27 protein-coding genes are annotated in these 21,392 nt (G+C 59.8%); 12 read left to right on the top strand and 15 right to left on the bottom strand.

Annotated elements, in window-relative coordinates:
* The first annotated feature begins 18 nt into the window (after nucleotides 1-18).
* Both upp and ACI512_RS08495 read left to right on the top strand, forming a co-directional pair.
* Complete coding sequence (gene upp, locus ACI512_RS08500) at nucleotides 19-657, top strand: uracil phosphoribosyltransferase (protein ID WP_012722253.1); 639 nt, start codon at nucleotides 19-21, stop codon at nucleotides 655-657.
* A gap of 2 nt (nucleotides 658-659) precedes the next feature.
* Entirely contained in the window at nucleotides 660-1,934 is a 1,275-nt protein-coding gene (locus ACI512_RS08495) for a uracil-xanthine permease family protein (RefSeq protein ID WP_236378537.1), read from the top strand.
* A gap of 66 nt (nucleotides 1,935-2,000) precedes the next feature.
* Here the strand turns inward: ACI512_RS08495 and hisC are convergent, their stop codons facing one another.
* The 10 genes from hisC to ACI512_RS08445 all read right to left on the bottom strand — a co-directional run bounded on the left by hisC (nucleotide 2,001) and on the right by ACI512_RS08445 (nucleotide 10,105).
* Nucleotides 2,001-3,053: a histidinol-phosphate transaminase gene (hisC, locus tag ACI512_RS08490; RefSeq protein WP_236378539.1), complete on the bottom strand. Its 1,053-nt coding sequence runs from the start codon at nucleotides 3,051-3,053 to the stop codon at nucleotides 2,001-2,003.
* 3 nt (nucleotides 3,054-3,056) lie between these two features.
* Nucleotides 3,057-4,379: a histidinol dehydrogenase gene (gene hisD / locus ACI512_RS08485; RefSeq protein WP_064054769.1), complete on the bottom strand. Its 1,323-nt coding sequence runs from the start codon at nucleotides 4,377-4,379 to the stop codon at nucleotides 3,057-3,059.
* Nucleotides 4,380-4,557: 178 nt separating this feature from the next.
* A complete protein-coding gene (hisG, locus tag ACI512_RS08480; protein WP_003188599.1) occupies nucleotides 4,558-5,193 on the bottom strand; it encodes an ATP phosphoribosyltransferase in 636 nt (211 codons plus the stop codon).
* A gap of 234 nt (nucleotides 5,194-5,427) precedes the next feature.
* A complete protein-coding gene (gene murA, locus ACI512_RS08475; RefSeq protein ID WP_024073479.1) occupies nucleotides 5,428-6,693 on the bottom strand; it encodes a UDP-N-acetylglucosamine 1-carboxyvinyltransferase in 1,266 nt (421 codons plus the stop codon).
* A 23-nt stretch (nucleotides 6,694-6,716) separates the two neighbouring features.
* On the bottom strand, nucleotides 6,717-6,956 hold the full coding sequence (locus ACI512_RS08470) for a BolA family protein (protein WP_003188597.1): 240 nt from the start codon (nucleotides 6,954-6,956) through the stop codon (nucleotides 6,717-6,719).
* A 114-nt stretch (nucleotides 6,957-7,070) separates the two neighbouring features.
* Nucleotides 7,071-7,376 (bottom strand): lipid asymmetry maintenance protein MlaB, encoded by a 306-nt coding sequence (locus ACI512_RS08465; protein WP_012722248.1) that lies wholly within the window; start codon nucleotides 7,374-7,376, stop codon nucleotides 7,071-7,073.
* Entirely contained in the window at nucleotides 7,373-8,020 is a 648-nt protein-coding gene (locus ACI512_RS08460; RefSeq protein WP_012722247.1) for a phospholipid-binding protein MlaC, read from the bottom strand. Before ACI512_RS08460 ends, ACI512_RS08465 begins: the two co-directional genes overlap by 4 nt.
* 11 nt (nucleotides 8,021-8,031) lie before the next feature.
* Nucleotides 8,032-8,499: an outer membrane lipid asymmetry maintenance protein MlaD gene (gene mlaD, locus ACI512_RS08455; protein WP_012722246.1), complete on the bottom strand. Its 468-nt coding sequence runs from the start codon at nucleotides 8,497-8,499 to the stop codon at nucleotides 8,032-8,034.
* Nucleotides 8,499-9,296: a lipid asymmetry maintenance ABC transporter permease subunit MlaE gene (gene mlaE, locus ACI512_RS08450; RefSeq protein WP_012722245.1), complete on the bottom strand. Its 798-nt coding sequence runs from the start codon at nucleotides 9,294-9,296 to the stop codon at nucleotides 8,499-8,501. The genes mlaD and mlaE overlap by 1 nt, the downstream gene beginning before the upstream one ends.
* A complete protein-coding gene (locus ACI512_RS08445) occupies nucleotides 9,296-10,105 on the bottom strand; it encodes an ATP-binding cassette domain-containing protein (protein WP_012722244.1) in 810 nt (269 codons plus the stop codon). Before ACI512_RS08445 ends, mlaE begins: the two co-directional genes overlap by 1 nt.
* A gap of 322 nt (nucleotides 10,106-10,427) precedes the next feature.
* On the opposite strand from ACI512_RS08445, the gene ACI512_RS08440 reads away from it, so the two are divergent.
* The 10 genes from ACI512_RS08440 to ACI512_RS08395 all read left to right on the top strand — a co-directional run bounded on the left by ACI512_RS08440 (nucleotide 10,428) and on the right by ACI512_RS08395 (nucleotide 17,509).
* Nucleotides 10,428-11,402, top strand: coding sequence for a KpsF/GutQ family sugar-phosphate isomerase (locus ACI512_RS08440; protein ID WP_012722243.1), 975 nt, complete (start codon nucleotides 10,428-10,430; stop codon nucleotides 11,400-11,402).
* Entirely contained in the window at nucleotides 11,403-11,927 is a 525-nt protein-coding gene (locus ACI512_RS08435) for an HAD family hydrolase (protein WP_010213109.1), read from the top strand. It begins immediately after the preceding gene.
* 8 nt (nucleotides 11,928-11,935) lie between these two features.
* Nucleotides 11,936-12,508 (top strand): LPS export ABC transporter periplasmic protein LptC, encoded by a 573-nt coding sequence (lptC, locus tag ACI512_RS08430; protein WP_012722242.1) that lies wholly within the window; start codon nucleotides 11,936-11,938, stop codon nucleotides 12,506-12,508.
* Complete coding sequence (gene lptA, locus ACI512_RS08425) at nucleotides 12,495-13,028, top strand: lipopolysaccharide transport periplasmic protein LptA (RefSeq protein ID WP_012722241.1); 534 nt, start codon at nucleotides 12,495-12,497, stop codon at nucleotides 13,026-13,028. The genes lptC and lptA overlap by 14 nt, the downstream gene beginning before the upstream one ends.
* Entirely contained in the window at nucleotides 13,028-13,753 is a 726-nt protein-coding gene (lptB, locus tag ACI512_RS08420) for an LPS export ABC transporter ATP-binding protein (protein ID WP_003171806.1), read from the top strand. The genes lptA and lptB overlap by 1 nt, the downstream gene beginning before the upstream one ends.
* 185 nt (nucleotides 13,754-13,938) lie before the next feature.
* The gene (locus ACI512_RS08415; RefSeq protein WP_064054767.1) at nucleotides 13,939-15,432 is read left to right on the top strand and encodes an RNA polymerase factor sigma-54; all 1,494 of its coding nucleotides are present in this window, start codon (nucleotides 13,939-13,941) and stop codon (nucleotides 15,430-15,432) included.
* Nucleotides 15,433-15,579: 147 nt separating this feature from the next.
* Nucleotides 15,580-15,885, top strand: coding sequence for a ribosome hibernation-promoting factor, HPF/YfiA family (gene hpf / locus ACI512_RS08410; RefSeq protein WP_003171804.1), 306 nt, complete (start codon nucleotides 15,580-15,582; stop codon nucleotides 15,883-15,885).
* Nucleotides 15,886-15,895: 10 nt separating this feature from the next.
* Nucleotides 15,896-16,360 (top strand): PTS IIA-like nitrogen regulatory protein PtsN, encoded by a 465-nt coding sequence (ptsN, locus tag ACI512_RS08405; RefSeq protein ID WP_012722239.1) that lies wholly within the window; start codon nucleotides 15,896-15,898, stop codon nucleotides 16,358-16,360.
* A 2-nt stretch (nucleotides 16,361-16,362) separates the two neighbouring features.
* The gene (gene rapZ / locus ACI512_RS08400) at nucleotides 16,363-17,220 is read left to right on the top strand and encodes an RNase adapter RapZ (RefSeq protein ID WP_012722238.1); all 858 of its coding nucleotides are present in this window, start codon (nucleotides 16,363-16,365) and stop codon (nucleotides 17,218-17,220) included.
* Nucleotides 17,221-17,236: 16 nt separating this feature from the next.
* Nucleotides 17,237-17,509 carry an HPr family phosphocarrier protein gene (locus ACI512_RS08395; RefSeq protein ID WP_012722237.1) on the top strand — a complete coding sequence of 91 codons (273 nt, stop codon included), beginning with the start codon at nucleotides 17,237-17,239 and terminating at the stop codon, nucleotides 17,507-17,509.
* A 36-nt stretch (nucleotides 17,510-17,545) separates the two neighbouring features.
* On the opposite strand, the gene ACI512_RS08390 is transcribed toward ACI512_RS08395, so the two are convergent.
* The 5 genes from ACI512_RS08390 to ACI512_RS08370 are packed head-to-tail and all read right to left on the bottom strand — an operon-like array spanning nucleotide 17,546 to nucleotide 21,306.
* The gene (locus tag ACI512_RS08390; protein ID WP_064054766.1) at nucleotides 17,546-18,439 is read right to left on the bottom strand and encodes a ZIP family metal transporter; all 894 of its coding nucleotides are present in this window, start codon (nucleotides 18,437-18,439) and stop codon (nucleotides 17,546-17,548) included.
* A 33-nt stretch (nucleotides 18,440-18,472) separates the two neighbouring features.
* Nucleotides 18,473-19,084 (bottom strand): superoxide dismutase, encoded by a 612-nt coding sequence (locus ACI512_RS08385; protein ID WP_064054765.1) that lies wholly within the window; start codon nucleotides 19,082-19,084, stop codon nucleotides 18,473-18,475.
* 1 nt (nucleotide 19,085) lies between these two features.
* Nucleotides 19,086-19,514: a hypothetical protein gene (locus ACI512_RS08380; protein WP_012722234.1), complete on the bottom strand. Its 429-nt coding sequence runs from the start codon at nucleotides 19,512-19,514 to the stop codon at nucleotides 19,086-19,088.
* Between the two features lie 27 nt (nucleotides 19,515-19,541).
* Nucleotides 19,542-20,918, bottom strand: a complete 1,377-nt coding sequence (locus ACI512_RS08375) for an aspartate ammonia-lyase (protein WP_012722233.1) — start codon at nucleotides 20,916-20,918, stop codon at nucleotides 19,542-19,544.
* On the bottom strand, nucleotides 20,911-21,306 hold the full coding sequence (locus tag ACI512_RS08370; protein WP_012722232.1) for a hypothetical protein: 396 nt from the start codon (nucleotides 21,304-21,306) through the stop codon (nucleotides 20,911-20,913). Before ACI512_RS08370 ends, ACI512_RS08375 begins: the two co-directional genes overlap by 8 nt.
* Nucleotides 21,307-21,392 lie beyond the last annotated feature (86 nt).

Here is a 21,392-nt window from a genome sequence, read left to right as displayed (position 1 = left end):
GCCGCCGGAGCCTTTCCCATGCCCACTCGCGAGATCCGCCACCCGCTGATCCGACACAAGCTCGGCCTTATGCGCCGCGCCGACATTAGCACGAAGAACTTCCGTGAGCTCGCTCAGGAAGTCGGAGCGTTGCTCACTTACGAAGCCACCAAAGATTTACCCCTGGAAACCTACGATATCGAAGGCTGGGCCGGTACCGTCCAAGTCGAGAAGATCGCCGGTAAGAAAATCACCGTGGTGCCGATCCTGCGCGCCGGTATCGGCATGCTCGAAGGCGTACTCAGCCTGATCCCGGGCGCCAAGGTCAGCGCCGTCGGCGTCGCCCGCAATGAAGAAACGCTGCAGGCCCATACCTACCTGGAAAAACTGGTCCCGGAAATCAACGAGCGCCTGGCGATGATCATCGACCCGATGCTCGCCACCGGCAGTTCCATGGTTGCCACTATCGACCTGCTGAAGAAAGCCGGTTGCAAGGACATCCGCGCCATGGTGCTGGTTGCCGCGCCCGAAGGCATCGCTGCCGTCGAGAAGGCCCACCCGGACGTGCAGATCTACACCGCGTCCATCGATGAGCGCCTCAACGAACACGGCTACATCATCCCAGGCCTGGGCGATGCCGGTGACAAGATCTTCGGCACCAAGCAGAAGGACGCGTGAGCATGCAGGATGAATTCAACGACCCGCTTTGGCGCCAGATCCTGTCTGGCGCACAGATGCTCTTCGTAGCATTTGGCGCGCTGGTGTTGATGCCGCTGATCACAGGCCTTGATCCAAACGTCGCACTGTTCACCGCAGGCCTGGGCACCTTGCTGTTCCAGGTGGTGACAGGGCGACAGGTGCCGGTCTTCCTGGCGTCGAGCTTTGCCTTCATCACCCCGATCATTCTCGCCAAGGACCAGTTCGGCCTCGCGGCGACGATGGGCGGGGTGATGGCGGCCGGTTTCGTTTATACCTTCCTGGGCCTGGCGGTGAAGATCAAGGGCACCGGGTTTATCGACCGGTTGCTGCCGCCAGTGGTCATCGGCCCGGTGATCATTTCGATCGGCCTGGCCATGGCGCCGATTGCCGCCAACATGGCGATGGGTAAATCCGGCGACGGTGCCGAGCTGATCCACTACCAGACGGCGATGCTGATCTCGATGCCGGCGCTGCTGACCACCCTGATCGTGGCGGTGTTCGGCAAGGGTATTTTCCGCCTGGTGCCGATCATCTCCGGCGTGCTGGTGGGTTTTGCCATGTCGTTCTACTTTGGCGTGGTCGACACCGCGAAGATCGCCGCCGCCCCCTGGTTCGCCCTGCCCCACTTCACCGCGCCGGAATTCAACTGGCAGGCGATCCTGTTTATCGTCCCGGTGGCCCTGGCCCCGGCGATCGAACATATCGGCGGTGTGATTGCGGTGGGCAGCGTGACCGGTCGCGACTACCTGAAGAAGCCCGGCCTGCACCGTACCTTGCTGGGTGACGGCATTGCCACCACGGCCGCCGGCCTGTTTGGCGGCCCGCCGAACACCACCTACGCCGAAGTGACCGGCGCGGTGATGCTGACCAAGAACTACAATCCGAAGATCATGACCTGGGCGGCGGTGTTTGCCATCAGCCTGGCGTTTATCGGTAAGTTCGGCGCGCTGCTGCAGAGCATCCCGGTGCCGGTGATGGGCGGGATTCTGTGCCTGCTGTTCGGCTCGATTGCTGCGGTGGGGATGAACACACTGATCCGCCACAAGATCGACCTGGGCGAGGCACGCAACCTGGTGATCGTGTCGGTGACGTTGGTGTTCGGGATTGGCGGTGTGCTGGTGGGTACCGGCACCGGCCCGGACGACTTCGGCCTCAAGGGCATCGCCCTGTGCGCGGTGGTGGCGATTGGTTTGAACCTGCTGCTGCCAGGCAATGATGGCTGGAAGAACAAAAAGCCGGATGAGCCATTGCTCTAACCAGCACCGCGAAACCCAATGTGGGAGGGGGCAAGCCCCCTCCCACATTTTGCTCTTCAGTGTGGCTTAGAGCTCACCGAGCCCATCGATCAACGCCTGGTTCTGCTCAGGCGTGCCGATGCTGATCCGCAGGAACTGGGCAATCCGCGCCTGCTTGAAGTGCCGTACGATCACCCCTTGCTTCCGCAACTTGGCCGCCAGGCTGGCAGCGTCGTGCTCAGGGTGGCGGGCAAAGATGAAGTTGGCTGCCGACGGCAACACCTCAAAACCCTTCTCCTCCAATTGAGCGACCAGCTTGTCACGGCTATCGATGACTAACCGGCACGTATTCTCAAAATACTCACGGTCTTCGAACGCCGCCGCTGCACCGACAATCGCCAGGCGATCCAGTGGATAAGAGTTGAAGCTGTTCTTGACCCGCTCCAGCGCTTCGATCAGGTCCGGGTGGCCCACGGCCAGGCCCACGCGCAGACCGGCGAGCGAGCGCGATTTGGACAGGGTCTGGGTCACCAACAGGTTCGGGTAGCGGTCTACCAGGCTGATCGCGGTTTCGCCGCCGAAGTCGATATAGGCTTCATCGACCACCACCACCGAATCCGGACTGCCCTTGAGGATCTGCTCCACCGCGTCCAGCGCCAGCACACAGCCAGTAGGCGCGTTCGGGTTGGGGAAGATGATCCCGCCGTTGGGCTTGGCGTAGTCCGCCACGCGGATCTGGAACTGCTCGTCCAGCGGCACCGGGTCGGACTTGATGCCATAAAGACCGCAGTAAACCGGGTAGAAGCTGTAGCTGATGTCCGGGAACAGCAGCGGCAAATCGTGCTGGAACAGACCGTGAAAGATGTGTGCAAGGACTTCATCGGAACCGTTGCCGAGGAAAACTTTACCGGCGTCGATCCCGTAATACGTGGCCACCGCCTGCTTGAGCAGGTCACTGTTGGGGTCCGGGTACAGGCGCAGGTTGTCGTTCAACTCGGCCTGCATCGCCGCCAACGCCTTGGGCGATGGGCCGTAGGGGTTTTCGTTGGTGTTGAGCTTGACCAGCTTGGTCAGCTTGGGTTGTTCGCCGGGTACGTAAGGCACCAAGTCCTTGACGAAAGGGCTCCAGAATTTACTCATGTTTCAGTTCCCCTTCTCTTCAAGGATGCGGTATTCGGCGCTGCGGGCGTGGGCACTCAGGGATTCACCTCGGGCCAGCACGGAAGCGGTCTTGCCCAGTTCGGAGGCGCCTTGCGGCGAGCAGAAGATGATCGACGAACGCTTCTGGAAGTCATACACGCCCAGCGGCGACGAGAAACGCGCGGTGCCGGAGGTCGGCAGCACGTGGTTCGGGCCCGCGCAGTAGTCGCCCAGGGCTTCGCTGGTGTGGCGGCCCATGAAGATCGCACCGGCGTGGCGAATCGACGGCAGCCAGGCTTGTGGGTCGGCTACGGACAACTCCAAGTGCTCCGGCGCGATGCGGTTGGCCACTTCGATGGCCTGCTCCATGTCGCGCACCAGGATCAATGCGCCACGGCCATTGATCGACTTCTCGATGATCTCGGCGCGCTCCATGGTCGGCAGCAGCTTATTGATGCTGGCCGCCACTTGGTCGAGGAACTCGGCGTCCGGGCTGACCAGGATCGCCTGGGCGTCTTCATCGTGCTCGGCCTGGGAGAACAGGTCCATGGCGATCCAGTCCGGATCGGTCTGGCCGTCGCATACCACGAGGATTTCCGAAGGGCCGGCGATCATGTCGATACCGACCTGGCCAAACACGTGGCGCTTGGCAGTGGCGACGTAGATGTTGCCGGGACCGACCACTTTATCGACTTTCGGTACGCTTTCGGTGCCATAGGCCAGGGCGGCGACGGCTTGGGCGCCACCGATGGTGAACACGCGGTCGACACCGGCGATGCAAGCGGCAGCCAGCACCAGCTCGTTGATTTCACCGCGCGGGGTCGGTACCACCATGACTACTTCGGTCACGCCCGCCACTTTGGCCGGGATTGCGTTCATCAACACCGATGACGGATACGACGCCTTACCGCCCGGCACGTACAAACCAGCGCGGTCCAGCGGCGTGACCTTCTGGCCCAGCACCGTGCCGTCAGCCTCGGTGTAGCTCCAGGAGTCCTGTTTCTGCTTTTCGTGGTAGCTGCGCACGCGAGACGCCGCCACTTCCAGGGCCTCGCGCTGCGGCGCGGTGATGCGTGTCAGGGCCAGCTCAAGGCGTTCGCGTGGCAGGATTAGGTCAGACATGGACTTGACGTCCAGGCCGTCGAACTGGCGGGTGAAGTCCACCAGCGCCGCATCACCGCGCTCACGCACGGCCTTGATGATGTCGAGCACCCGCTGGTTGACCGAGTCGTCGGACACGCTTTCCCAGCTCAGCAGATGATCCAGATGATGGGCGAAATCCGGGTCGGCAGCGTTGAGTCGGGCAATTGCAGTGGACGTGGTCATAGCGAGGGCCTCAATAGAATTGGCAAAAACTCAGGCGCCCGAAGGTGCGCTGACGTTCAATAACGCGCTTCGTTATTGAACGTCAGCGCACCTTTCCAGCAGTCGTTTCCGCTTGGGCACCTGAGAATTCTGGTATGAGGCGGATAGACGGGCGTAGCTTTTCAGCTACGCAGGTAGGTCAACCGCGGTGTCGCGACTCCACTGCCTTGCGCAGGGTGTCGATCAACGCCTGGATACGGGCGTGCTGCATCTTCATCGATGCTTTGTTGACGATCAGGCGAGAGCTGATATCGGCAATGAAATCCTGCGGCTCCAAACCGTTGGCACGCAGGGTGTTGCCGGTGTCGACCACGTCGATGATCTTGTCGGCCAGGCCGATCAGCGGCGCCAGCTCCATCGAGCCGTACAGCTTGATAATGTCGACCTGACGACCTTGCTCGGCGTAGTAGCGCTTGGCGACGTTGACGAACTTGGTTGCCACGCGCAGGCGGCCCTTGGGCTCGACATCACCGACACGGCCGGCGGTCATCAGCTTGCACAGAGCGATACGCAGGTCCAATGGCTCGTACAAGCCCTGGCCGCCGTATTCCATCAGCACGTCTTTACCCGCGACACCGAGGTCGGCCGCGCCATGTTCAACGTAGGTGGGCACGTCGGTAGCCCGCACGATCAACAGGCGAACGTCGTCCTGGGTCGTGGGGATGATCAGCTTGCGGCTCTTGTCCGGATTCTCGGTCGGCACGATGCCCGCTTCAGCCAGAAGCGGCAACGTGTCGTCAAGGATGCGGCCCTTGGACAGTGCGATGGTCAACATGGGAAACGTCAGTCCTTCATCAGGCTATTGCTGTCCGGTCGCGAACGGCGCCAGACACAGATCGAGGCCATTACAGCCCCGATTTGAAACAAACCATTTAACAACAAACACCTTCCTGTGGCGAGGGAGCTTGCTCCCGCTGGGTCGCGAAGCGGCCCTCAAAAGCGGGACTGCTGCGCAGTCCAACGGGAGCAAGCTCCCTCGCCACGGTTAAGGTGTTTGCAGCGCCGGGGACTAGCCCGGTACGCGGCGGATTTTCGCGCCGAGCATCTGCAGTTTTTCTTCGATGCACTCGTAGCCACGGTCTATGTGGTAGATGCGGTCGATCAGGGTGTCGCCTTCGGCGATCAGCGCAGAGATCACCAGGCTGGCCGAAGCCCGCAGGTCGGTGGCCATGACTGGCGCGCCCTTGAGCTTCTCGGTGCCGGTGACGATGGCGGTGTTGCCTTCAACCTGGATCTTCGCGCCCATGCGGTGCAGTTCGTACACGTGCATGAAACGGTTTTCGAAGATGGTCTCGATCACGGCACCGGTGCCTTCGGCAATGGCGTTCAAGGAAATGAACTGCGCTTGCATGTCGGTCGGGAACGCCGGGTACGGAGCGGTACGCACGTTGACGGCTTTAGGACGCTTGCCGTGCATGTTCAGCTCGATCCAGTCTTCGCCGGTGGTGATTTCGGCACCGGCTTCGCGCAGCTTTTCCAGGACCGCTTCCAGGATCGTCGGATCGGTGTCCTTGACCTTGACGCGGCCACCGGTAACGGCGGCGGCAACCAGGTAGGTACCGGTCTCGATGCGGTCCGGCATCACCTTGTAGGTGGCCGGGTGCAGGCGTTTTACGCCGTCGATGGTGATGGTGTCGGTGCCGGCGCCGGTGATGTTGGCCCCCATGGCGATCAGGAAGTTGGCCAGGTCGACCACTTCCGGCTCGCGCGCGGCGTTTTGCAGGACGCTGCGGCCGTTGGCCAGGGCAGCGGCCATCATGATGTTCTCGGTACCGGTCACGCTGACGGTATCAAAGAAGAAGTTGGCGCCACGCAGGCCGCCTTCCGGCGCCTTGGCCTTGATGTAGCCGCCTTCGACGTCGATGGTCGCGCCCATGGCTTCGAGGCCACGGATGTGCAGGTCCACCGGACGCGAGCCGATGGCGCAACCACCAGGCAGGGCCACTTCGGCTTCACCGAAACGGGCAACCATCGGGCCCAACACCAGGATCGACGCACGCATGGTTTTCACCAGTTCGTACGGAGCGATCAGGGTCTTGATGGTGCGCGGGTCGATTTCAACCGACAATTTCTCGTCGATAACCGGCTCGATACCCATGCGACCGAACAACTCGATCATGGTGGTGATGTCGTGCAGGTGCGGCAAGTTGGCCACGGTGACCGGGCCATCGCACAGCAGGGTCGCTGCCAGGATCGGCAAGGCGGAGTTTTTTGCACCGGAGATGCGAATCTCGCCATCAAGGCGGGCACCGCCGGTAATAATCAATTTATCCATAAGAATCTCGACGCCTTGGGAGCTCAGGTGCGCTCGGCCCAGGCCGCGCGGCTGAAAAATTTCATAGTGACCGCATGGATGCTGCCATCGGTGATCCACGGGTTCAAATGGGCATAGATCTGCTGCTGACGCTTGACCGGGCTGAGTGCCGCCAGTTCATCGCTAATCACGTTCAGCTGGAAGTTGCAGCCTTCGCCTTCAACTTCTACGGTCGTTTCCGGCAGCTTTCCTTCAAGAAAGCTCTTAACTTCTAGGGCCTGCATGCTCAACCTCTATCGGCGCCCAGTGCGCGCGGGTCGCACATCATACAAAAAAGCCCCGCGCCTGCGAACCCCGCATAGCAGGACTCTGACGGGGGGCCTCTTTAATAATGTGTATTAGGGGTGCGCCAGCAGTTCGGTCAGACCGGAAACTTCGGCAATTTCGCGCATGTCTTCGGGCAACGCCCGAACGCTGACCGCTTTTTTGGCCGCTTCGGCATCGCGCATGAAGCACAGCAACAGCGATAAACCGACGCTGCTGGACTTGGTCACGGCCGAACAGTCCAGCACCAACGCAGGCGCAGTGCTGGTCTTGATCAGTGCCTGACCCTGCTTGCGCAGGTCAGGCCCGGTGCGGTAATCCAGCACGCCACTGATGAACAGCTCGCCGGCGTCGCCGAGACGAACAGCCGACTCGATCATTGCGCGGGCTTCCCAGCAGCTTTATCGGTCTCTTCCTTGGCCTTGGCGACTTCACCGGCCCAACCATTGATGGTTTTGTCCAGATCGTTGCCATTGCGCTGCATCGCATCCGCGAACTGGTCACGGAACAGCTTGCCAATGTTGATGCCGTTGATGATCACGTTACGCAGCTTCCACTCGCCGTTGACCTTCTCCAGCGTGTACTGCACAGGGTAGACCGCACCATTGTTGCCCTTGACGCTCATGTTGACGCTGGTGCGATCACCCGACTCATCCCCGGCAGGAGCGACGGTAATGCCCTGGTTGTTGTATTCAAGAAGAGCGTTGCCGTAGAACTGGAACAGGCCTTTCTTGAAGTTTTCCTGGAAGGTCTGCATCTGCGCCGGCGTAGCCTTGCGCGAATACTTGACCGTCATGATGCTTTTGGAGATGCCTTCAGCATCCACCACCGGCCCCACAATGGTATTGAGCGCGTTGTAGAACTGACTCGGGTCTTGTTTGTACTTTTCTTTGTTGGCCGACAGGTCAGCCAACATCTTGTTGGTCGTGTCCTGCACCAGATCGTGGGCAGAACCCGCTGCGTTGGCCATCAACGGCAGCGCTGCAAGCAGTACCAGAAGGCCACGTCGCAAGGTAGAGATCATGTACAGATTCCTCATTTGGCGTCTTTATTGACCGTATTAAGCAGGAATTTACCGATCAGGTCTTCAAGCACCAGCGACGACTGTGTGTCGTGGATTGTCGAGCCATCCTTGAGCAGGGCTGATTCCCCGCCCACGCTGACACCGATGTACTTCTCGCCCAGCAGCCCCGCAGTGAGGATAGATGCAGTGGAGTCGGTCGGCAGATTATCAACCTTCTTATCCAGCTGCATTGTCACTCGACCGGTGAAGCTGTCGCGGTCCAGATCGATTGCAGTGACCTTGCCGATCGTCACACCGGCCATGGTCACTTTAGCTCTGACAGTCAAACCGGCGATATTGTCGAAGTACGCGTAAAGTTTATAAGTATCGGCGGTGGGGCTGGCCGAAAGACCGCTGACTCGCAGGGCCAACAACAGTAAAGCCAGGATGCCAGCCAGCAAGAAAAGGCCGACACCGATTTCCACAGTGCGGTTTTGCATCAGAAATCTCCAAACATCAAGGCGGTCAAAATGAAGTCAAGGCCCAGTACCGCCAGCGAGGCGTACACAACGGTCTTGGTGGTGGCACGACTGATCCCTTCTGAAGTGGGCTCACAGTCGTAGCCTTGGAATACGGCGATCCAGGTCACTACAAAGGCGAAAACGATGCTCTTTATGATGCCGTTGAGCACGTCGCCCGTGAACGTCACGCTGTTTTGCATGTTGGCCCAGTAAGAGCCGTCGTAGACGCCGAGCCAGTCCACCGCCACCCACGAACCGCCCCAGATACCCACCACGCTGAAGATGATCGTCAGCAGTGGCAGGGAAATGAAGCCGGCCCACAGACGCGGGGCAACAATGTACTTGAGCGGGTCCACGCCGATCATTTCCAGGCTGGACAGCTGCTCGGTGGACTTCATGTTGCCGATTTCGGCGGTCAGCGCGGAACCCGCACGCCCGGCGAACAGCAAAGCGGTCACCACCGGCCCCAGCTCTCGCAACAACGTCAGGGCGACCATCTGCCCCACCGCCTGCTCCGAACCATAGCTGGACAGAATATTGAAGCCCTGCAGCGCCAGCACCATGCCGATGAACACCCCGGAGACCACGATGATCACCAGGGACATCACACCTACAGCATGCAACTGCTTGACCAGTAGGCCGAAGCCGCCACCTATGCCGCCGCGGCCGAGCAAGGCGTGAAACAGGAAAATCGTCGAACGGCCCAGCACTTCGACGATGTCGATGCCCGAGCGACCGAAAAGGCGAACCTTTTCGATAAGAGATGTCTTGCGCATCAGCGCTTCCCCAGAAGATCTGAGCGGTAATCCGCTGCCGGAAAGTGAAAAGGCACAGGGCCATCAGGATCGCCGGTCATGAATTGGCGAATGCGCGGGTTATCAGCGTTCATCAGTTCTTCGGGCGTGCCCTGCCCCAGAACCTGGCCATCGCCGACGACATAGAGGTAATCGGCAATGCTCGCGGTTTCTGCAAGATCATGGGAGACCACGATGCTGGTGATGCCCAGTGCATCGTTGAGCAAGCGGATCAGGCGCACCAACACGCCCATGGCGATAGGGTCCTGACCGACGAAGGGCTCGTCATACATGAGGATCTGCGGGTCGAGGGCAATGGCGCGGGCCAGGGCCACACGACGCTTCATACCGCCGGACAGTTCGTCGGGCATCAGGTCGATGGCACCGCGCAGGCCTACGGCCTGCAGTTTCAGCAACACAATGTCACGAATCATTTCGTCAGACAGTTGGGTATGCACACGCAGCGGAAACGCCACGTTCTCGAACACATCAAGGTCGGTAAACAGCGCACCGCTCTGGAACAGCACGCCCATGTGCTTACGCGCGTCGAACAGATCGCTGCGCGACAGCGTCGGCAGGTTCTGGCCGTTTACCCACACTTCGCCGGCACTGGGCCGCAATTGCATGCCCATCAGGCGCAACAGGGTGGTCTTGCCACTACCAGAAGGCCCCATGATGCCCGTGACCTTGCCGCGCGGAATGCGGATATCGACGTTATTGAAGATGCTGCGCGTCCCGCGCTTGAAGGTCAGTCCCTTCAGCTCGACCGCGTAGGCGTTATCGGCACTCATCTAAACTCCTTGGGATGCAGCCTCTCACTCAGACACCACGCTTGCGACAAACGTTTGCATCAGCCGCACAATAGTTGCGCAATCGATGGCCACATGGGCAGAGCGGACCGAACTGGCCGCGAACTATATCACTGCTGGTGCAGGGCGCCCAAGGCCGGAACAGTGCTTGTTCAGATCCGGGACAGGGAAAAAACGTTGCCAGCTATGTTACTAAGGAGGGAATCCCAAGCGCACCGCGAACAAACCCTGACGAACTTGCGTGAGGGAATTGATCATTACCGCTATAATCGCCGACTTTTCGTCAGGCTATACGATTTCAGACATGAGCCAATCCAGCGACCTTATTCAATCCGCACAACGCACCATCCGCCTCGAGCTTGAAGCCGTAGAAGGCTTGCTGGCGCATATCGACGCAGATTTCGTACGCGCCTGCGAGATGATTCTGGCCAGCAAGGGCCGCGTTGTCGTGGTCGGCATGGGCAAGTCGGGCCACGTTGGCAACAAGATCGCCGCCACCCTGGCCAGCACCGGGACCACCGCGTTTTTCGTGCACCCCGCCGAAGCCAGTCACGGCGACATGGGCATGATCACCAAGGATGACATCATCCTGGCGCTGTCCAACTCCGGCAGCACTAACGAAATCGTGACCCTGTTGCCGCTGATCAAGCGCCTGGGCATCCAGATGATCAGCATCACCGGCAACCCGGAATCGACGCTGGCCAAGGCCGCCGAAGTCAACCTCAACGTTCACGTGGACCACGAAGCCTGCCCGCTGAACCTGGCGCCGACTTCCTCCACCACTGCCGCCCTGGTGATGGGTGATGCCCTGGCGGTGGCGCTGCTGGAGGCGCGTGGATTTACCGCCGAGGACTTTGCGTTTTCGCACCCGGGGGGCGCCCTGGGCCGCCGCCTGCTGCTGAAAGTGGAAAACGTCATGCACTCGGGTGATGAGTTGCCCCACGTCCAGCGCGGCACCCTGCTGAAGGACGCGCTGATGGAAATGACTCGCAAGGGTTTAGGCATGACGGTGATCCTGGAAGCCGATGGCCGCCTGGCCGGGGTGTTCACCGACGGTGACTTGCGCCGCACCCTGGACCGCACCATCGACATCCACACCGCCAGCATCGACGCAGTGATGACACCTCACGGCAAGACCGCGCGCCCCGAAATGCTGGCAGCCGAGGCCTTGAAAATCATGGAAGACCACAAGATCGGCGCACTGGTGGTGGTCGATGGCGACGACCGCCCGATTGGCGCCCTGAACATGCACGACTTGCTGCGTGCGGGAGTGATGTAAATGACCAGCGACCTGTTGCAACGCGGTAAAAACATCAAGCTGGCGATTTTCGACGTTGACGGCGTGCTGACCGATGGCCGCTTGTACTTCCTCGAAGACGGCAGTGAATTCAAGACTTTTAACACCCTCGACGGCCAGGGCATCAAGATGCTGATGGCGTCGGGCGTGCAAACGGCGATTATCAGCGGCAGAAAAACCCCCGTTGTGGAACGTCGCGCACAAAACCTGGGGATTCCTCACCTGTATCAGGGCCGCGAGGATAAACTGGTGGTTCTGGACGAGCTTCTTGGCCAACTCAACCTAAGCTATGAGCAGGTCGCCTACTTGGGCGATGACTTGCCCGACTTGCCGGTGATCCGCCGAGTGGGCCTGGGCATGGCGGTCGCCAACGCGGCAGCCTTTGTTCGCGAGCACGCCCATGGCATCACTACCGCCCGTGGCGGTGAAGGTGCCGCACGCGAGTTCTGCGAGCTGATCCTGCGAGCCCAGGGTAGCCTTGAAGCGGCCCACGCCGCCTACTTATAGAGCGTTTTATGCTGAGCAAAAAGATTCGCAACTTCCTGTTATTCGGGGTCATCGCTGCGCTGTTCCTGGCGGTGGGCTACTGGAATATCAGCCCGGAGCGCTTTCTCGACCAGCCTGCCGCACAGGTTGACGAAGGCGCTATCGACTATTACGCCACCAATGCCAAGAGCGTGCAGTTCCTGCCCGACGGCAAAGTGCAGTACGAGATGACCTCGGACAAGGTCGAACACGTCAAGGCCAGCGAAGTCACCCTGCTGACCAACCCCGACATGAACATTTACCGCGGTACCGAGTTCCCATGGCACGTCACCAGCAAACGTGGCGAGGTCAACCCGGACGGTACCGAGGTGGAACTGATCGACTCGGTGCGCGTTGCGCGCACTGACGATAAAAAACGTGAGACCGTGATTACCAGCAGTCGCATGACCGTATTCCCGCAGAAGCAATATGCGCAGACCGAGCAAGACGTTAGAATCGACGGCGCTGGCGGTGTATCGACTGGCAAGGGAATGAAAGCGTATTTGAAAGAAAGCAGGATACACCTGCTATCGAACGTAAGAGGACAGTATGAGGCTCGTTAAAACTCTCCCTATTTTGCTCGGTCTGGGCGCAGCACTGGGAAGCGTGAGCGCCTGGGCTCTGCCGAACGATAGCCAGCAACCGATCCACATCTCGGCTGACGATGCGCAGTTGGATGATAAACAAGGCGTCGCCACCTATACCGGCGGCGTGATCATCACCCAAGGCTCGATGAAGATCACTGGTAATACCGTGACCCTGACTCGCACCCCGGCTGGCGACATTGATGTGGTGACCTCGGTCGGCAACCTGGCTTACTTCGAACAGAAGCAGTCCGCTGCCGATACCGGTCCGATGAAGGGCTACGGCAAGACCATCCAGTATCACGCCCAGCAGAACCGCATCGTACTGATCGACCAGGCGAAAGTACTCAGCCCGGACGGCAACTCCACGGAAGGTGAAAAGATCACCTATGACACCGTGAAACAGATCGCTAACGCCGGTCGCGCCAATGGCAACAAGGTCACTGCACCTCGTCCACGGATCGACATGGTCATCCAGCCGAAGAAGAAGGCCGAGTAATGGCAACCCTGAAAGCCCAGCATCTGGCCAAGGCCTATAAAAGCCGTCAGGTCGTGCGCGACGTCAGCCTGTCGATCGACAGCGGCCAGATCGTCGGCTTGCTCGGCCCTAACGGCGCCGGCAAGACCACCTGCTTCTACATGATCGTCGGCCTGGTCCAGGCGGATCAGGGCCGCGTACTGATCGACGACCTGGACGTGAGCCACCAGCCGATGCACGGCCGCGCCCGCGCCGGTATCGGCTATCTCCCGCAGGAAGCGTCGATCTTCCGCAAACTGTCGGTCGCCGATAACATCATGGCCATCCTCGAGACCCGCAAGGAACTCGACCGTGACGGCCGTCGCAAGGAGCTGGAAAGCCTGCTGCAGGAGTTCCACATCAACCATATCCGCGACAACCTCGGCATGAGCCTGTCCGGCGGTGAGCGTCGCCGTGTGGAAATCGCCCGCGCCCTGGCCACTGCGCCCAAGTTCATCCTGCTGGACGAACCGTTTGCGGGCGTCGACCCGATCTCGGTGGGCGACATCAAACAGATCATCCATCACCTCAAGGCCAAGGGCATTGGCGTGCTGATCACCGACCACAACGTCCGTGAGACCCTCGATATCTGCGAAACAGCGTATATCGTCAACGATGGCCAGCTGATCGCCGAAGGTGATTCCGCCACCATCCTGGCCAACGAGCTGGTCAAGGAAGTGTACCTGGGTCACGAGTTCCGCCTGTAAACACCGTGGTGTCACGGCTGTTCGCCAAGGTGCGCGGGAGTCAATGAAAACCTCCGGATTTTTATTGTTACCGCGCTCTAGGCAAAGCCCCCGACATCAGGCATATAATTTGCTTATGTTTGGCGCTCACGCGCCCTGTCGTGGATGGCGCATTGCGCCGGCGAATAAGGTGTTAAGCCCCTGCCATGAAACCATCGCTAGTCCTGAGAATGGGCCAGCAGCTGACGATGACACCGCAGCTGCAACAGGCCATCCGCCTGCTCCAATTGTCGACCCTGGACCTGCAACAGGAAATCCAGGAGGCCCTGGAGTCCAATCCGATGCTCGAACGCCAGGAGGAAGGCGACGACTTCGATAATGCAGACCCGCTGGCCGATAATATCGAGCAAAAACCCAATCCCGACGTGCAGGAACCCTCCTACCAGGAAACCGCCCCTACGGTGGATAACCTTGAGGAAGGCGACTGGAACGAACGCATTCCCAACGAGCTTCCGGTCGACACGGCCTGGGAAGACGTCTACCAGACCAGCGCCAGCAGCCTGCCCAGCAATGACGATGACGAGTGGGACTTCACCACCCGCACCTCCGTTGGCGAGAGCCTGCAGAGCCACCTGCTGTGGCAACTGAACCTTGCGCCGATGTCGGACACCGATCGCTTGATCGCCGTGACCCTGATCGACTGCATCAATAACCAGGGTTACTTGGACGAGACGCTCGAAGAAATTCTTGAAGCCTTCGATCCGGAGCTGGATATCGAGCTGGACGAGATCGAAGCCGTCCTGCACCGCATCCAACAGTTCGAGCCCGCCGGCATCGGCGCACGCACCCTCAGCGAATGCCTGTTGCTGCAATTGCGCCAGTTACCGGCCAAGACCCCCTGGCTCGCCGAAGCCCAGCGCCTGGTGACCGATTACATCGACCTGCTGGGCAGCCGCGACTACAGCCAGTTGATGCGCCGCATGAAGCTCAAGGAAGACGACCTGCGCCAGGTCATCGAGCTGGTACAGAGCCTCAACCCGCGTCCTGGCTCACAAATCGAATCGAGCGAAGCCGAATACGTGGTTCCCGATGTGATTGTGCGCAAGGACAACGAGCGCTGGCTGGTAGAGCTGAACCAGGAATCGGTGCCGCGCCTGCGGGTGAACCCGCAATACGCCGGCTTCGTACGTCGCGCCGATACCAGTGCCGACAACACCTTCATGCGCAACCAGTTGCAGGAAGCGCGCTGGTTCATCAAGAGCCTGCAAAGCCGCAACGAAACCCTGATGAAAGTCGCCACCCAGATCGTCGAGCATCAGCGCGGCTTCCTGGAGTACGGCGACGAAGCGATGAAACCGCTGGTGCTGCATGACATCGCCGAAGCGGTCGGCATGCATGAATCGACGATTTCCCGGGTGACCACGCAAAAATTCATGCATACCCCTCGGGGTATTTATGAACTGAAATACTTTTTCTCCAGCCACGTCAGCACCTCCGAAGGCGGTGAATGCTCGTCCACGGCGATCCGCGCGATCATCAAAAAACTGGTTGCTGCTGAAAATCAGAAAAAGCCATTGAGTGACAGTAAGATCGCTGGTTTACTGGAGGCACAAGGCATTCAGGTCGCCCGTCGAACCGTCGCCAAGTACCGCGAATCCCTTGGGATCGCGCCTTCCAGCGAGCGTAAGCGTTTGATGTGACGGGCGGGCCACAGCGTTCCGGGATGCGTTTTAAAACTCGCCTAGCGGCGATCAGGCAAGATCGACGCGCAGGCAGTTTTAAAATGCAGACCAGTGGCGGGTATTCCTACCCGTCGCGTTATGCACTGGCAACGAAGGAGAAGCTGTATGCAAGTCAACATCAGTGGACACCAACTGGAAGTTACCAAGCCCCTGCGTGAGTACACCGAAAGCAAGTTGAACAAGCTTGCGGGGCATTTTGACAAGATCACCAACGTGCAGGTCATCATGGAGGTCGACAAGCTCAAGCAGAAAATCGAGGCCACCCTGCATGTACCGAATGCCAAGCTCGTCGCCAATGCGGAACATGAAGACATGTACGCGGCGATCGACTCGCTCTACGACAAGCTGGACCGCCAACTCATAAAGCATAAGGAAAAGAATCTGCACCTGATGCAAGGTACAGGTCGTTAACTCTCCCCCCATGATCCGACTTGAAACCATCCTGACCCCCGGCCGTTCCCTCGTGAACGTGCCGGGTGGCAGTAAAAAACGCGCCCTCGAACAAATTGCCAACCTGATCGGCCGTGAAGTGCCCGAACTGGATACGCAAGCTGTGTATGAGGCACTGATTGCCCGTGAAAAACTTGGCTCGACCGGTTTTGGCAACGGCATCGCCATTCCCCACTGCCGCCTCAAAGGCTGCGAGACACCTGTCAGCGCCCTGCTGCACCTGGACGCCCCTATCGATTTCGACGCCATCGACGGTGCCCCGGTCGACCTGCTGTTCGTTCTGCTGGTCCCGGAAGCTGCCACCGATGCGCACCTGGAACTGCTCCGGCAGATCGCCAGCATGCTCGACCGCAAGGACGTACGCGACAAACTGCGCAGCGCCAGCAGCAATGAGGCGCTGTACCAGGTTGTCCTGGATGAACAGAACGGGCAGTAACCATGCGCTTGATCATCGTCAGCGGCCGCTCCGGCTCGGGTAAAAGTACCGCCCTCAATGTTCTTGAGGACAACGGTTTCTATTGCATCGATAACCTGCCCGCCGGCCTGCTGCCGGAATTGGCAGAACGCGCGTTGATCCACACTGAACTGGCTCAACCCCTGGTCGCCGTTTCGATTGATGCCCGCAACCTGCCCAGCCACCTGGAGCGATTCCCGCAATTGCTCGAGGAAGTGCGGGCCAAGCACATTCATTGCGATGTGCTGTACCTGGATGCCGACGAAGAGACACTGCTCAAGCGGTTCTCCGAAACCCGCCGGCGTCACCCCCTCAGCAGCCCTCATCGCTCGCTGGCAGAAGCCATCGAAGATGAAACCAAGCTGCTGGGACCGATCATTGACCTCGCCGACCTCAAGATCAACACGACCAGCCTTAACCTGTACCAGCTGCGCGATGCCATCAAGCTGCGCCTGCTGAACCAACCGGAGCCAGGCACGGCGTTTCTGGTGGAGTCGTTTGGTTTCAAGCGCGGCATGCCGGTCGACGCCGACTTGGTATTCGATGTGCGATGCCTGCCCAACCCTTATTGGAAGCCGGAACTGCGTGATCAGTCCGGACTGGATCAGCCCGTCGCCGATTACCTGGCTGCACAACCGGATGTGGAGGAGATGTTCCAGGACATTTCCAGCTACTTGCTCAAATGGTTACCCCGATTTGCTGCCAGCAATCGGGCCTATGTCACCATTGCCATCGGCTGCACCGGCGGTCACCACCGCTCCGTCTATCTGACCGAGCGCCTGGGCCAGGTGCTGCAAAAAACCCTCAAGAACGTCCAGGTCCGCCACCGCGACCTCAGCTGAAAGGAACACCTGCGCGATGCCCGCTCTGGAAATTGAAATCATCAACAAGCTGGGCTTGCACGCCCGGGCGTCAGCCAAGTTCGTCGGCGTTGCCGGACAGTTCCCTTGCCAGATCCGCGCCGGACGCACGCCAGAGTCCATGGTCGATGGCAAAAGCATCATGGCCATGATGATGCTGGCCGCCGGCAAAGGCACCAAGATTCACTTGAAGACAGAAGGTGAACAAGAGCAGGAAGCGATGGATGCCCTGGTGGCGTTGATCAATAACTACTTTGATGAGGGTGAGTAAACTCACCCTTTGAGGCGGGATGAAGTCGCAACGACCTCACCCCAGCGCCGTGTCCATCACCATCATCAAACAAAAACCGATGCACAGTCCCAGGCTGGCGAGCTTTTCGTGACCATTGCGGCGCGACTCGGGGATCACCTCGTGAGTGACGACCAGCAGCATCGCACCAGCGGCCAGGGCCAGGCCCAACGGTAATAGCACTTCTGCCAGGCTTACCAGCCAGGCACAGAGCACAGCAAACACGGGCTCCACCAGACCTGACGCCGCGCCGATCAGGAATGCCTTGATCCGCGACATGCCGGCCCCGGCCAAGACCAACGCAATCACCAAGCCTTCGGGCACGTCTTGCAGGGCAATCCCCATGGCAAGGCTGTCGGCATCCGGCATACCGCCGCCAGCGGATACACCGACCGCCATGCCTTCGGGAATGTTGTGGGCGATGATGGCAAACACAAACAGCCAGATACGCGGCGGGATCACCGGTTTATCCGGCGTGCCGACCAGCATTTCCGGACTGGCGCCGGAGACCTTGCGGTCAACCAGATACAGCCCGAACGCTCCCAGCATGATGCCGAAGCTGATCAAGCCGCTGGCGCTCCAGGGCGAAAGCCCCAAGCCTTCTGCCGCGGCAATGCCCGGCACGATCAGCGAAAACGCCGTCGCCGCCAACATGACCCCCGCACCAAAGCCCAGCAATGTATCGCTCAACGCGACCGGCATATGGCGAATCACCAGCACCGGGACCGCACCGAGCGCAGTGCCGAGCGCGCAAATGGAGCCGCCCTGCAGGGCGCGTAGAATCCGCGGTTCCAGGTCCAGCCAGGCCAGCCCGTGGGCCACCAGCAATGCAGTACCTGCCAGTAGCAGCAGCGAGCCAAACGCATAACGAAACATTCGCCCGCTGCTGATCGCCAGTGTTTCAGTGCCCATAGTCGGCCTTAGGTCTTGTTATGAAGGTGGATGTCAGGCCACGGCGGCCTGGTAGCGGTCTGCAACTTCTGGCCAGTTGATAACACTGTAGAAGGCGTTGATGTATTCCGGGCGGCGATTCTGGTACAGCAGGTAATAGGCGTGTTCCCACACGTCCAGGCCTAGGATCGGCGTGTTGCCGTTCATCAGTGGGCTGTCCTGGTTGCCGCTGCTCTCCACCACCAGGGTCTTTTGCGGGGTGACACTGAGCCACGCCCAACCGCTGCCGAAACGCGTCAACGCCGCTTTGGTGAAGGCCTCCTTGAAGCTATCAAAACCGCCAAGCTGTTCATCAATGGCTTTGCCCAATGCACCTTCGGGTTTGCCGCCACCTTTGGGTGACATCACCGCCCAGAACAACGAGTGGTTGGCATGGCCGCCGCCCTGGTTGATCACGGCGGCACGCAGTTTTTCCGGCAGTTGCTGCACGCTGGACACCAGCTTCTCGACCGGCCAGCCGGCGAATTCAGTGCCCTCTACCGCAGCGTTGAGGTTGTTGATGTAAGTCTGGTGATGCTTGCTGTAGTGGATCTCCATGGTTTGCGCATCAATATGCGGCTCCAGGGCGTCGTACGCGTAAGGCAAGGCAGGCAAGGTGTAAGTCATATCAATGTGCTCCGTATTGAGGCGTGGTCGGCTGTGCCGCAGTGCCGCCTAACAAACGATGAGTACGCGGGTACTCGCCGTGATCGCTGATGAAATTCAACAGCTCGACGTAGGTTTTGCTGCTCTGGCGCAGGGCCGCTTCCCGCAATTGCGGGCTGAGTCGCGGGTCCTGCATGGTCTGCAGCAGGCGCTGGTGGATAGCGCAGAGGTATTCCGCGCTCTCCTCCGGTTGGTTCAGGCGCAGGTGCAGGTCCGCCAGGTTGTGATGGGAAATGACGCACGCCGCCACTGCTTCGTCGGCATCCGCCCAGCGTTCGAACAACACTTGGGCCAGGGCCAGGGCTTGCAAATAGGCCTCGCGAGCGTCGACCAGCTCGCCTGCCATAAAGCAGCGATTGGCCCGTTCGATCGTGCGTTTCCAGTGCTCCATGGTGAGCCTCCAAAGCAGGGTCGTTGATTACACGCCGCCGGCCGTGAGCTTTTCCGGATCCAGCAGGATCTCCAGTTGGCTACGCGGCAAGTCGGTGTGCTCGAGAGCGACGTCAATCACCGGACGGCCTTGCTGATAGGCCTTCTTGGCGATTTCAGCAGCTTTTTGATAACCGATGATCGGGTTGAGTGCAGTGACCAGGATCGGGTTGCGCGACAGTGCTTCTTTTAGCTTCGCTTCATTGACCTTGAAACTGGCGATGGCCTTGTCCGCCAGCAGGTGGCTGGCGTTGGCCAGCAGCTCAAGGCTGCTCAACAGGTTCTGCGCGATGATCGGCAGCATCACGTTCAGCTCGAAATTGCCCGACTGACCGGCGACGGTGATCACCGTGTCATTCCCGATGACTTGCGCGGCGACCATGGCAGTCGCTTCAGGAATCACCGGATTGACCTTACCAGGCATGATCGAAGAGCCAGGCTGCAGGCCTTCCAACTCAATTTCACCCAAGCCGGCGAGCGGACCGGAGTTCATCCAGCGCAGGTCGTTGGCGATTTTCATCAGCGACACGGCGGTGGCCTTCAATTGGCCGGACACGGCGACGGCAGTGTCCTGGGAGCCAATCAAGGCAAACAGGTTTTTGCCGGGGGTGAATTTCACGCCGGTCAGGCTGCTCAGTTGCTGGCTGAAACGCGCAGCAAATTCAGGGTGTGCGTTGATCCCGGTACCGACCGCCGTGCCGCCCTGGGCCAGCGCCTGAAGACTCGGCAGAAGGTCCTGCAGATGACCGATATTGGCCTTGAGCTGCTGCGCCCAGCCGTTGAGCACCTGGCTCATGCGCACCGGCATGGCGTCCATCAGGTGCGTGCGGCCGGTCTTGATGAACGGGTGAACCTCTTCAGCCTTCCGCTCGATCACCTGCACCAGGTGCAGCAGGGCCGGCAGCGTTTGTTCGTGCAAGACCAACGCGGCGCTGACGTGGATAGTGGTTGGAATGATGTCGTTGCTGCTTTGGCCGCAATTCACGTGGTCGTTCGGGTTGACCGACTCGCCCAGCACACGGCTGGCGAGGGTCGCAATCACTTCGTTGGCGTTCATATTGGAGCTGGTGCCGGAGCCGGTCTGGAAGATATCCACCGGGAAGTGCTGCATGAAGTCGCCCTCCAGCAAGCCCTGGGCGGCATCGACAATGGCCTTGCCCTGCCCTTCGCTGATTTGCTTGAGATCGACGTTGACCTTGGCAGCAGCGGCTTTGGCCAGGATCAGGGCGCGGATGAATTGCGCCGGCATGCGTTGGTTGCTGATCGGAAAGTTATTCACCGCGCGTTGGGTTTGCGCACCATAGAGGGCCTCGGCAGGCACTTGCAGTTCGCCCATGCTGTCGCGTTCGATACGGGTGTTACTCATCGTTAGATCCTTGCACCAAGTCAGAAACAGAAATAGACGGCAGCAATTCGCAGGTCGCCAATTGCCAGGCAAAGGTCTGCCAGCGTTTGAGGCGGCAGGCACAGTGGGAGAGTTTTTCCAGGTCACGCAGGGGGCGCCAGGCCTGGTCCAGGCACACGGAGCGCCAGTGCCAGGGCAGTGCGATATCACTGGCGGTGTCGAGCAATAGGCGAAATGAGGTTTCAGCGATCGTCCACGGATGGGTCGCGGTGCAGCACGCCAGGTATCGACCCTCATTGAGGTAATGTTCGATCAGGCGCGGCTCGTTGGGATCGAGGCCGCAGCGAATCTGGCGACTCATCCAGCGCCAGCTTTCAAGGTAAGGATCCTCATGCAGGACAGAACTCATGATCCACACTCATCCGGTAATGATATTTATTATTAAATGATATTGAGAATCAAAACAAGAGTGGCACGTTAATCCCACTGACACGC

Origin of the sequence: Pseudomonas petroselini (genome assembly GCF_045037875.1) — a bacterium.
In the GTDB taxonomy this organism is placed as follows: Bacteria; Pseudomonadota; Gammaproteobacteria; order Pseudomonadales; family Pseudomonadaceae; genus Aquipseudomonas; species Aquipseudomonas petroselini.
This window is presented reverse-complemented; position numbering and strand designations above follow the sequence as displayed.